This window comes from Bremerella sp. TYQ1 (assembly GCF_020150455.1).
Lineage (GTDB): Bacteria > Planctomycetota > Planctomycetia > Pirellulales > Pirellulaceae > Bremerella > Bremerella volcania_A.
The window spans coordinates 3,825,451-3,837,588 of sequence record NZ_CP083740.1; the positions used below are offsets into that span (position 1 = coordinate 3,825,451).

A 12,138-nucleotide genomic window follows, 5' to 3' on the forward strand; every position below is an offset into this window, starting at 1 on the left:
AGATTCCGAATTCCTAGCAGATTCCCAGATTATCCCGTCGAGCGCAGCCCGGCCGCGATGCCTTGGATGGTAAGCCGTACCATCTGCGGCAAGCCTTCCGTATCCTCTTCATCTTGCGACGTACCGTTTTCGCGAGTCTGCTTGATCAATTCGATCTGAATCAGATTCAACGGATCGACGTAAGGATTTCGACTACGAATGCTGCGGTTGAGCCAGCCGATCTTTTCCAACAATTCGTGCTGCTGGCGAATCAAGCAAATCACGCCGCAAGCAAGCCGATACTCTTCGTCGATCAGACGCCAGATGCTCTCTTGTGCGTCGCCGGCAAGTTCCGCGTAGTCGCGTGCGATGTCCATGTCGGCTTTCGCAAGTGCCAACTCGGCGTTGTCGATCATGGCCTGAAAGACCGGCCAATCCTGGTACATCTCTTGAAGGGGTGCCCAATCCCCTCCTTGGGAATCGACCAACGTTCGAATGCCGGTTCCCATGCCGTACCACGCCGGCAGTAGTTGTCGCGATTGCGTCCACGCGAACGTCCACGGAATTGCCCGCAGATCTTTGAGCGACTTTCTCGCACGTCGTCGGGCCGGACGCGAACCGATCGGCAGGCCTTCGATCTCGCTGATTGGCGTGGCCTGATCGAAATAACGCAGGAAGTCTTCGTGCGAAACCAACTCGCGATACTTCGTCAATGCCGCGTCCGACATTGCCTCGGTCATCTCCTTCCAGTTTTCCATTTCCGGAGATGGCGTCGAAGCACTGACAAGCAATGTTGCGTTAGTCAGCTGTTCAATATGACGATGGGCGATCACCGCGTTGTCGTATCGTTCGGCCAGCACTTCCCCTTGCTCGGTCAGTCGCAGCTTGCCGTCGACCGCTTGAGGCGGCAGCGACTGAATACCGCGAGCCGCAGGACCTCCACCTCGGCCGAGGCTTCCCCCACGACCGTGGAATATCGTCATCTCGATGTGGTGCTTCGCAGCCACTTCCGCGAGGCGTTCCTGAGCGGAGTGCAAGTTCCACGAGGCCGTCAGGTAACCACCATCCTTGGTACTGTCGGAGTAACCGACCATGATCATCTGTTCCAGCCGAGGCTGTTGGCTGAGATACTCTCGATAAACGGGCTGCTTGAGCATCGCCTCGAAGATCGCCGGTGCTCTTTCCAAGTCGTCGATTGTCTCGAACAGCGGCGAGATCGGCAGGTAAGGACGCGGCTTGTCGGGATGTCTTTGATTCCAAACGTAATTCCACAACCACAGCACGGCCATCACGTCGGTCGGCTGATGCGTCATGCTGATGACGTACCCACCAAATGGCTTCGTACCACCGGCCGCCATCGTATCGGCCAACACGCCAAACGTGGCCAAAACTTCCTGCGTCATTTCGCTGAGCTTGGAAGCATCGACATTCGGCACGTTGTCGAGCTGTGCCAGGCGTTTGAGCCAATCAGCTTCTTCGATCGTCTGATCGGCTGGAATATCGGCGAACACGATCTCGCGCAGAGCATTGCGGTGTACGTCCGAGTCTTGACGGACATCCAGCGAAAAGAAGTGGAAGCCAAACGTTTGCAGGCGATCTTTCCAAGGGTCTAAGTAACGCTCGGCAACGCGGCGTCCTTGATGCTCCAGCATGCTATCGCGTAGCAGTTCGATCTCTTCCATCAGCTCTTCCGGCTGATGATAGGCGACATGCTCATCCCCTTCGACAAAAGCGCTACCCAGAGAAACCTCGAGCCGAAACTCGATCATCTTCAAGTAGCGGCGATACACTTCATTGGGCGAAACCTCTTCCAGACGGGCTTGCAGCTCTTCCCAGTTTTCGGTTGCCGTTTGAACGCGCTCGCGAATCTCGTCGCTGACGGCGGCCTGACGATCGGAAGTAACAAGCGTCTTTTTCAGTTCGCGGCAGTACGACAAATGCCGTTCGAGGGCCGTCTTTCGCAGAAGTCCGAGTGTTGTCTCGGTTACTTTGGCGGTCACGAACGGGTGCCCGTCTCGGTCGCCACCGATCCAACTGCCGAACGTCAGGAACGGTTTGATCTCGAACTGGTGATGCGGGTAGTAGCGAGCCAAAGCCATCCGCATCTCGCGATAAATTTGCGGAGCGACATCCCAAAGTGCCTCGGCAAAGAACAGACCACGCTCGACTTCCCCCATCACGCCAGGTCGTTGTGGACGGAGCGAGTCGGTCTGCCACAACAGGGTCAAGTCGCTGAGCGCTGCTTCAAAGTCTTCGTCGTGCGGCTGCACTTCCAAGTATGGCAAGTGATCGCGCAAGCGACGGAGCAGTTCCCGCGTGGTGCGGCGTTTGGCTTCGCTAGGATGAGCGGTGAAGACAGGAGTGATCGCGAGCCGGTCGAGCCATTCCTGCATTTCGGCAGCGGTGCAACCACTTTCGAAAAGCTGACGAATCGCGTCGGCGATCGATTCGCTGCGAGGTAATCCTTCCGCCTCCGCTTCGGCAGCACGCTGATCCAAAATTCGGACTCGGTGATAGTCTTCCGCCAAGTTGGCGAGATCGAAGTAGAGACTCAACCAGCGAATGACGCTGCGGAGTTGCTCTTTCGGAATGCGACCGATTTCGGCCAGCAATCGTTCTTCCGCATCGGGCAGCCCGGCGCGGCGTTCGAGCGACATTCGTCGGATTCGGCTCATTGTCTCGGCCAACGAATCTCCGACTTGTTCGCGGACAACTTGATCGAGCAATTCGACCAACAGATTCAATCCCGGCACATGCTCTTCGTGATACATGTCAGCTCTCGTCTCGCTTGTTCGTTACCTAAACTTCGCCTCGGTACTAGGTTACCGCGAACGAAGCCAGATTCGTAGGGGGTCCCCCCGGGAAGACTTTTGCGAATTCCGGCACGCTGTGTGCAGTTTGGCTCTGCACTTCCAGTCGATTTCTACGTCCAAACAAGGAGACGAGTAATGTCCGAACAGTGGGGACTTTGCAAGAGTTGTAAGTGGTGGCAGATCGAGCCAGACGCTTCGATTGAGGATCAAACGTGCGGTTACTGCATCGAGCAGGACCTGCAACCGTTTCACCTCCGAATTACCGGAAATGGTGGTTGCAACCGGTTTATGGCCGGCAAGCCAGCCCGGGCCGAAGGCTCGAGCGAGAAGCCCCCAGCCGCCGTCCCGCAGCGATAGGAAGCCGGCCGCGAGTCACTCAGCGGACGCTGGCTCGCGGCCGATTTCTTCTAACTCAAAACGCACGATTGACTCGGCCAGTCGCCCTAACTCGGCTTCTTCAAGTTGCACTCGCATTCGAAGACGCCCTATGGCATACGACCGAGCGTTCCGTTCCAATTCGAGCTTGGCCTTAAACCGCTCGATGGCGACTTGCAGCTCAGACATTCCTGCCAGCTTCTGCTTCCACTGAAAATATCGAATCGTCGGCTGAATCGCTGGCAGTGCCACGAAACAGACTAAGACGATCAACAGCAGATCACGAAGCGAAAAACGCATGGCGGAAAACTCTCGGTTGCCAATCCCTAGAACGCTTCCAGCCTAGTTGAAAATCGCCTGACCGGCGAGGATTTAGTCAAGGAGCCGGATGCAGGCCAGGAAGCTCCGGCGGACGAACACGCAGCTTCGGTTCTTCCAGCGATTGCAGGAAAGCAGCGAGATCCGCAAGATCTTGCTTGTTCAGTCCGAGCGGTTTGAGATGCGGCGACTTGGTCGGAAAACGCTCGTCCGCTTGCTGATGCTCTTTCCGCTTCAGTGTTGGCATGCCGGCGTTGTACATGTTCAAAACGCCTGGCAAATGAAACAATCCGTTATGCATCAGTGGTTCGGTCGAAGTCACATCACGCAGCACCGGCGTCCGGAATCGACCGACATCGGCTGCTTCGCCGGTGATTTCAAAGCGGCCCAAGTCTTCGTACTTCCGGCCATAGTAGCTCAGGCCGACATCATGAAACTTTCCGTCACTGAGCAGTGGGCCATGATGGCAGTTCATACAGCGTGCTTCGCGGCGAAACAAATCCATCCCACGAATCGCACTGTCTGACATCGCGTCGGTCTTCCCTTTCAAAAACGCATCGAATCGCGTTCGTCCATTGACGGCGGTTCGCTCGAAACAGGCGATGGCCTGACCGACACGCTGCAGGGTGACTTCCTCGTCTCCGAACGCTTCGCCGAACAGCTTTTGATAGGCCGTAATGGAAGAAACTGTCTGCACCACATGATCGCGACTGGCATGCATTTCGTCTGGATTCAACAGCACGGCAACGGCTTGGCCTTCAAGCGTATCGGCCCGGCCATCCCAAAAGAAAGTCTCTTGATGCGCCGCGAAACGGGTCGTCGGAGCGTTTCGAGCCAGCATCTTTCGCGAATGACCGAAACTGGTCGTGCGTCCATCGGTCCAAGCCAAGTCGGGATCGTGACACGAAGCGCACGCAATCTGACCGCTACCAGATAGCCGCGGATCGAAGAACAACGCTTTGCCTAACGCCTCTTTCGATTCGTTAAAAGGATTGTCCGCGGGATGGACTACCTCAGGCAGCAAACCGATCTCTTTCCACGCCACCCCTTCATCAACATGCGGCGCCGGCCACTTCTCCGGCGACTGTGCGTAAACGGTTCGCAGCCCTTCGGCGCGTGCCGCTTGCTGAAGCGCCGACTGCTCTGGCCGCACCTTCGGCCGCTCGACCGTGGCGGTCTCTTGGGCAAAGCCAAACGAAACAAACGCCCCAAGCAGCAAAATGGCTTGGAGCGCGAGGAGGCGAAGCATGACGTGGCGTTTCCTTAGTTTTCGTTGACGATCTCTCGTCCGTCGATGGTCAACAAAGCACACACGATCTCGACACTAGTCGATTCGCTAAGGAAACGAACCGAACCGTCCGCCATCGAAACGTTGGCACCACTGGGATGAAACGCATAGATCGACCACTTGTTCACACCGTTGACCATTTGCGGACCGGGGTCGTCGAATCGATCCATCGGATCGGTTTGCGTTTCGTCGAACGTCCAGCCTCTCATCTTGGCGATGTTCGGATCGGCCCAACTGCACAGCGAGTTGTACATCGATCCACTGCTGGTCGCCAAACCACTTTCCGGGACAAGCTTACTCTTGTACCAATACTGCGGGCGGCCGGCACACTCGACGACACCGCTGGTATGCGATGTTCCGTCGGTGATGTCCCGCATACGGCGTCCTTTCTTGGCGGTCTCGACCGAGCCGGTAAAGAAACCGTTGTAGTCGTTCGGTTCTGGGATCGATCCAAAAGCCCACTGCGAAGCGTTCGGCCCTTGCGAACCGATGTAATCCGCTCCGAGCGAACCCCAGCCATTGGTGCCGGCTTTAAACTTCGGATGCGGAATCGGACTGCCGGGCGTGCTAGGACACAGCATGAACGAGACCGGATATTGAACCGCTTCTTTGTTTTCTTCGGCATTCCAGGCAACGGAATAGTCGTACAACTCGGCTAATGGATTCTGCTCCATGTACGGCAAAATCTGAGCACCCCAATAATGCCGGGCACCGTTGTTGGAAATCGCTCCGGGGAAACCTCCCATCGTGTCATGGAAGTTATGGAAGCCTAAACCAATCTGCTTGAGATTGTTTTGGCATTGCATCCGTCGGGCAGCCTCGCGGGCTTGTTGGACGGCGGGAAGCAGCAGGGCGATCAAGATTCCGATGATGGCAATCACCACCAACAGCTCTACTAGCGTAAAGCCTTTTCGACGAAGCATGGGGGCAACCTTGTAGCAAGATTCGAGGGGGGCAGGAGGCGAATCGATGCGGCTGGCGACAAGCTTGCCTTACAGAGATATCGTCTCAGCAACGATACATTTAGCCTACGAACCAACTCGCAATTTGGTCAAGGGGCGCCGGCATGAGGTTTCCCGCAGAACGGACCAAATACCTCGAAGCGGTGTCTTTAGATCACCGCCGATTGCATCGCGGCAGGGTGGTACTGCTGAAGCGTTTCAATCAGTCGTTGCCGATCGATTGGCTTCGTCGTGTAGGCTGTGCACCCAGCATCGAGACACTTCTGCAGATCGCCTGCCATCGCATGGGCGGTCAGCGCCACGATCGGCAGCGTACACCCTTTTTCACGCAGCAGCCGCGTCGCAGCATAGCCATCCATTTCCGGCATCTGCATATCGGTCAAGATCACGTCGAAGCGTGGCGAGTCGGTCAACTTACCGCCGACGGTTCCGTCGGTCGTCATTTGTTCGACGGCCAGCTTACCATTCTCGACGGTAGCGACTTCCGCCCCTGCTTTTCGCAAATGGAAGGCAATCAAACGAACGTTGTCGGGACCATCTTCGGCCAAAAGAATCTTCATGCCTTGCAGCGGCTGTGTGGAAGTCTTGGTGGCCGTGGTTTCCTCGTCCGGCTCATTACCGACCGGCACTGCGCGTGCTTCCGACGCGGTCAGCCAGTTACCTTCGTCGACGCGGCCGACGGCCAGATCCAAACAGAAGACACTACCGACATTCATTTCGCTTGTCACATTGATGTCGCCATCGAGCATTTGAGCGAGCCGCTTGCTGATTCGCAGCCCCAACCCAGTTCCCCCGAACCTTCGCGCGGTCGAATTGTCGGCTTGGACAAAGGCCTGAAACAGCGACGCCTGCTGGGCGTCGGTCATACCAATTCCGGTATCTTCGATCGAAAGCCGCAACCGCTGATCGTTGTTTAAGTAACAGACACGCAAACGTACCCGACCGATCTCAGTGAACTTGATCGCGTTCCCCAACAAGTTGACTAAGATCTGCCGCAGGCGAATAGGATCGCTATGAATGATCATCGGAATCCGGCTTTCGATGATCGAGTCAAGCGACAACCCTTTGGCCGAGGCTTTGACCTGCATCAGGTCCATCACGTCGCGAATGAGGGCATCGACGCGCATCGGGACCGACTCGATGGTCATCTTCCCCGCTTCGATCTTCGACAAGTCCAAGATGTCGTTGATGATCGTCAACAGGTGCTCGCCGTTGCGACGAATGGTCGCGATGTATTCCATCTTGTCTTCATGCCCGAGGCCCCCCTGCTCTGGCTCGGCCAGCAAATCGGCATAGCCCAAAATGGCGGTCATCGGAGTACGAATTTCGTGACTCATGTTGGCCAGGAATTCGCTTTTACTGCGGTTCGATTCCTCTGCTTTTTCGCGTGCCTCACGCAGATCGCTTTCGACTTGCCGTTGTGGCGAGATGTCTCGCAGCACCGTCAGCAGATGCGTTTGCTGATAAACGCGTGTCGGGTTATGGACAACCACGGCATGCAGTTCGATCAATCGTACCGAACCACGCAGGCCAATCATTTGGAATTCGACACACGAAGAACGCCCTGTCAACGCGCTACACAGGCCCTGAATCACCATCGAATGCGATGTCTTCGGGATTTGATCCATCAGCGACATCCCGCGGATCGCTTCCTGCGATTCGGCTTCCCACAGCTCTAGCCCGGCTGGGTTTGTCTGCAAAACGTGGCCATCGACATCCAAGACATTCACGCCGATCGGAACGTTCTCGAAGATCGTATTGAAACGTCGAAAACCATCTTCGGCTTCTTCCTTGGCAAGTTTCAAATCGACCGTCATCGACTCGGCCATGCGAATTGCACGGAAACGGGACGTTCCCATGTTCCACACCACCACGGCAACCATTACGGTAAGCGTCCCACCGACGACCGTGGCAATGAATGGCCGCAGGAAGAGATCGCTGGTATCGAAGTTCGGATTGCTTTGAATCAGGATCGTCCAGGGCCGTCCACCAAACGTGAGCGCGTACGTCTTCGAGAACAACGCTTTGTAATTCCCTTGGGCGACTTTATCTTCAAAGCGATACCCATGCCCGCTGAACAGCTTGGCCGAAGGATCGAACGCCATGTCGTCGTAGACTTCGACATCGACCATCTCGTCGCCTGATGCGGTGATGTCTTCCAATGCCAATTCCGAGGTGATCGGCATATAGACCCAACCGACAAACGCGTCGTCGCGCTGCTGCTCTGTTTCAAGCGGAGCACCACTTTTGTAAACGGCAAGGTAGTACAAGAAACCATTGTGATCGAGCTGATCTTGCACCAGGTTGATCTTCGCGGAAAGTGTCGGCACGCCGGTCGTCTTCGCTTTTTCCGCCGCGACACGTCGGTTGTTTTCCGACCCGACATCCAGGCCCCAAGCGGCTCGATTGTTCGCCAATGGTTCGATATGACAGATGACCAGGTAGTCGTCGTATTGATCTAGCTTTCCGGACGACTTGATGCGGAAGTTCGGATCGAGATGCTCGTGAGACCACGCGAGGAAAGATTCGGTTCCATCTTTGGGAACGCGGCGAATGAAGCCTTGCCCCATGGCTCCTTGGAAACAGACCAACGGGTCGACCACTTTGCAGTAGTCGCGGAAGTCTTCCAGCGTGACTTGCTCGCTCGCTTCATGAAGACCGCGGAGGGCCTTCAAGCCATCCTCGAATTCTTTCATGCGGCGCGCGACTTCGTACTTCACTCGCTCGGCCAACGCGTCGAACTTACTCTCGGCTTGCCGGTGCGATTCGCACGCCATCCAGTAGGCGGTATAGGCGGTCATCGCTACCCCACACAAAAGAGCCACCGCGACCGGCCGCATCACCGGCGTTTTCATCGAAGCGACTTCTGGCGAAACGGTATGTACGGACCAGATTGAAAGGAGGCGAAAGATGATCACCGGCGCGGCGATTAACAGCGTCATCGCCATACCAAGCAGCCGCTCCGATAGCGACGGAAGATGGGGGATCACCCACGGCAAAAGCAGCGTCGACGCTACTTCCGCTAATGCCACCGTGAGAATCACCTCGACGATGACACGTAAGTGATACTTGTTGGATTGCATGGTGTCCCTGCCCAGGTAGACCCCAACCACTTCGTGCCTGGCAACGTTTGCCTAGACCCCAAAACCGTTATCGGCACCGCGAACCGCACTGCATGGCCCAACAGCAATATTTGACATAGCAATTGGTAAAACGGGAACGGTGAGTCAGGCTGTACCGATCAGTCGGCCTAATCGGTACCGAGATGGCCCCGCCCGTAAGCGAACTACGGGATAAACTGGACTGGAATCAGCTTCACCACCGCGACAGGCTCCCCACCTCTGGTGGCTGGAATGGCCTTCCAGCGACGGACCGCGTGCAGTGCGGCTTCGTCGAGAATCGAATAACCGCTGCTCTTCGCGACAACCACTTGGCTGACACTTCCATCCAGCGCGACAAGCAGTCGCAGAATAACTTCCCCTTGCCAACCGTTGCGTGCCGCCTCGGCGGGGTACTTCGGCGGAGGATTCATCGAAAAGTCTGGCGGCGTTTCTTTCTGGGTTCCTACCGGAATGGGAACCGCCGAAGCCATCGTCGCATGCGTGATTGGATGCGACTTGCGGGGAAGCCTGGCCATTTCCGGCCGAACTTCTTCTTCCTGCTGCTGGAACCGGCGACGATCGGCTCGGGCCACAGGAGGAGTCGTCGCGCGATCTGGAACAAGAAGTTCCGAGACATCGACCGTGGCGACAAGGGTTGGCGACTGCTTCGCGACGGTCGAATCGGGTTCGACATCGGTCGTCGACTCAACATCGTCCAATTCGCTGCGAACGACTTCGACCGGTTCTGGCTCGCTTAAAGGAACCGGCGGAGCGAACGTGGCCGCAACGGTGACAGCTTGACGCTGCCCGGCGAAATCGGTTCGCAGCAAGACGGACGCCTTCTGCCAAGCCATGCAGATCAATGCGCCCAGATGGACGGCGATGGAAATGCGTATGGCAAGTTGTGCAGTCGTCAGTCGTTGCATGGAAATCGCCACGCCGCGGCCTGAAACGACCGTCGGGGCAAGCTGCTAGCAAGCCCCGATTTGGCGGAGCTTTATTTCGTCAAATAGAGACGCCCGTTCGAGGTCGCCTTCAAACAATAGAGCGTCCCATCGTGATTGATCCACACCTGACGCCGCCCTTTAAGCAGGTCTTGCGAAACGATCGGCGATTGCTGCTCTCGTTCGGCTTCCGGACTTACCACAGGTCGGTCGGCCACTTGGGTACCGCTCATGACATCATAACTTCGATGCATGTTGCTGAACACTTCTGCTAGGGGAATCGGACGAACGCGTTTTTCAGCGTTCGGAGAAACGAAGCCTGCGGAAATCGACGCCGGTGGAAGCCTCGTTTCCGCAACCCCTCGCCAGAATGCAACTAGCGCGCCATCTGCTTTTTTCCGAGAAAACGCCCCTTTGGCTCGCTCGCAATGTCACTCGGTCCGACAGGCATGTCGCGCCATGCGACACCCTCCCCTTAGCGATCTTCCTTGGCAAATCGGTGCGTCGGCACCGGCCGGCCTGGGCGGAAGCTCTGTGTTTGTCGAAACTTAACGGCCACGCCCATCTGGCCTGCGACCTCCTCGACCGCCGCTTCGACGTCCCGTCGAAGAAGCTCAGGATCGACCGCCACGCGAGCATTCACCACCACGTTGGCTTCCTTCGTTTCGAAGTGCGAAGGCAACGAAAGGACCGCCGGCGTATCGCTGCTGACCAGATTCGCCACGCCGTATGCCCCTTCCGCTAAACCAATCGTTTTCAGATGAGCCGTTTCGGCATTGGCCGATTCAAGTCGAACACGCAGCGCTTCCACGATTCCCAAAATTAGGTCGTCCAATGCAAATGGCGTTTCGCTTTGGATATCCAAGCTACTGTTTAGCCAACCAAGTTCCGCCTCGCCTTCGGCGTAGATGTCGTAGTCGAGGTCCAAGATCTTCTGCCCAAACGCTCCGCGCTGATCGAGCATTTCGGTCAAGCCTTCAAAGCCTTCCCCTGTCTTTGCCGACATCCGCAGCACCGGCGTCTCTGGCGCAAACTGTTGCAGCAGCTCGTCCAGCTCAGCCACCTGGTCGGGGCTTAATTCGTCAATCCGGTTCATGATCAGAAAGTCGGCTTCTTCCAACTGCTTCTCGAAGATGTAGGCAGCCTTGGGCGAGAAACCCATGTTCGATTCGTTGCGAAGAATCCGCAGGCCATGCGACGGCTTTAAGATCACGCCATACGGAGCGACGTCAAACTGGGCGTCGAACAGTCGAATCAGCGGCTGCACAACCGTCGCGACTAAGTCCGTACAGCTGCCCACAGGCTCGGCGATGACGACGTCTGGTCGCTCCGATTCGGCGAGTGCTTCGACAGTGCTTGTCAGTTCGTTAAAGTTGCAGCAAAAGCAAGCGCCCGCGACTTCTCCCACGTTCAAGCCTTGGGAACGCAACAGATTGGTATCGACCAGGTCGGCCGCTTGATCGTTCGTTACGACACCAACTTTCAAGCCTTGCTCTTGATAATGCTTGGCAAGTCGGCCGATGGTGGTCGTTTTTCCTGCTCCGAGGAAACCGCCCAACATGACGAAGCGAATCTTCTGGGGGTCGTTGGCCATGGCCTGAACTCTTTCTGCGAAGTCTATTTGCGATGGATCGGCATACATTCTTATACACGTCAGATTGTCCAATCGCAATGCATTGCCGATCACGCTTCCGCCGCGTCCCCCCTCGGCTGGCAGACATTCGGCGTGAAGTTTGCACTGGGAATGGTCTGTTTCCACATCCCTCTTATTCCAGGTTAACTCCCCGCTTCCACTGCGCGGAGGGGAGCCACTTGGTTCGTTGATTGACCAGAAAAGGAGACTCGCCATGTCGAATACGATTTCCATCAACGACAACGTCACCGTAAGCGGGCAGCCCACTGCCGACGAATTGAAGCAGCTACCGCAGAAGGGCTTTCAATCGGTCATTAACTTCCGCACCAATGGCGAAGAAGACCAGCCGATCTCCCCCTTTGAAGAAGGTCAGATCGCGCAGGAGTGCGGGCTTAAGTATCATCACATTCCCGTCTCGATGAAATCGATGACGCCCGAGGTGGTCGATGCGTTTCGCGAAGCGTATCAGCAGATGCCCAAGCCGGTGTTCGCGCACTGCAAAAGTGGCAAGCGGGCCGGAGCGATGGTCATGATGCACATGGCTGTCCAAAACGGAATGACCGGCGATCAAACGCTGGAAAAAGCGGAAGCGATGGGCTTTGAATGCGACAAGCCAGAACTGCGCGACTTTGTGAAACAATATGTCGATTCGCACCAGAGGGTTTCTTAGCCGCTGCCAGAATTGGCGGAGTAAGCTTCCCAAGAATCGGCGAAAGGGGCCATCC

General features: G+C 56.4%; 10 protein-coding genes. 2 read left to right on the top strand and 8 right to left on the bottom strand.

The genetic code is table 11. The features are described from left to right. Positions 1 to 29 precede the first annotated feature (29 nt). A complete protein-coding gene (gene ppc / locus LA756_RS15205; protein ID WP_224435571.1) occupies positions 30 to 2,750 on the bottom strand; it encodes a phosphoenolpyruvate carboxylase in 2,721 nt (906 codons plus the stop codon). A 177-nt stretch (positions 2,751 to 2,927) separates the two neighbouring features. Between ppc and LA756_RS15210 the strand changes: the two genes are divergently transcribed. Further along, entirely contained in the window at positions 2,928 to 3,149 is a 222-nt protein-coding gene (locus LA756_RS15210) for an META domain-containing protein (protein WP_224435572.1), read from the top strand. Positions 3,150 to 3,164: 15 nt separating this feature from the next. Here the strand turns inward: LA756_RS15210 and LA756_RS15215 are convergent, their stop codons facing one another. The 7 genes from LA756_RS15215 to LA756_RS15245 form a co-directional block, all read right to left on the bottom strand. Further along, positions 3,165 to 3,467, bottom strand: coding sequence for a hypothetical protein (locus LA756_RS15215; RefSeq protein WP_224435573.1), 303 nt, complete (start codon positions 3,465 to 3,467; stop codon positions 3,165 to 3,167). A 76-nt stretch (positions 3,468 to 3,543) separates the two neighbouring features. Then, positions 3,544 to 4,734, bottom strand: a complete 1,191-nt coding sequence (locus tag LA756_RS15220; protein WP_224435574.1) for a cytochrome-c peroxidase — start codon at positions 4,732 to 4,734, stop codon at positions 3,544 to 3,546. A 14-nt stretch (positions 4,735 to 4,748) separates the two neighbouring features. Further along, the gene (locus LA756_RS15225; RefSeq protein ID WP_224435575.1) at positions 4,749 to 5,696 is read right to left on the bottom strand and encodes a DUF1559 domain-containing protein; all 948 of its coding nucleotides are present in this window, start codon (positions 5,694 to 5,696) and stop codon (positions 4,749 to 4,751) included. Positions 5,697 to 5,884: 188 nt separating this feature from the next. Further along, positions 5,885 to 8,818, bottom strand: coding sequence for a CHASE domain-containing protein (locus tag LA756_RS15230; protein ID WP_224435576.1), 2,934 nt, complete (start codon positions 8,816 to 8,818; stop codon positions 5,885 to 5,887). Positions 8,819 to 9,021: 203 nt separating this feature from the next. Next, positions 9,022 to 9,762, bottom strand: coding sequence for an energy transducer TonB (locus LA756_RS15235; protein ID WP_224435577.1), 741 nt, complete (start codon positions 9,760 to 9,762; stop codon positions 9,022 to 9,024). Positions 9,763 to 9,833: 71 nt separating this feature from the next. After that, on the bottom strand, positions 9,834 to 10,034 hold the full coding sequence (gene hemP, locus LA756_RS15240) for a hemin uptake protein HemP (RefSeq protein ID WP_224435578.1): 201 nt from the start codon (positions 10,032 to 10,034) through the stop codon (positions 9,834 to 9,836). Positions 10,035 to 10,255: 221 nt separating this feature from the next. Then, the gene (locus LA756_RS15245) at positions 10,256 to 11,374 is read right to left on the bottom strand and encodes a GTP-binding protein (RefSeq protein WP_224435579.1); all 1,119 of its coding nucleotides are present in this window, start codon (positions 11,372 to 11,374) and stop codon (positions 10,256 to 10,258) included. Between the two features lie 253 nt (positions 11,375 to 11,627). On the opposite strand from LA756_RS15245, the gene LA756_RS15250 reads away from it, so the two are divergent. Continuing rightward, positions 11,628 to 12,083 (top strand): sulfur transferase domain-containing protein, encoded by a 456-nt coding sequence (locus LA756_RS15250; protein WP_224435580.1) that lies wholly within the window; start codon positions 11,628 to 11,630, stop codon positions 12,081 to 12,083. The last annotated feature ends 55 nt before the right edge of the window (positions 12,084 to 12,138 follow it).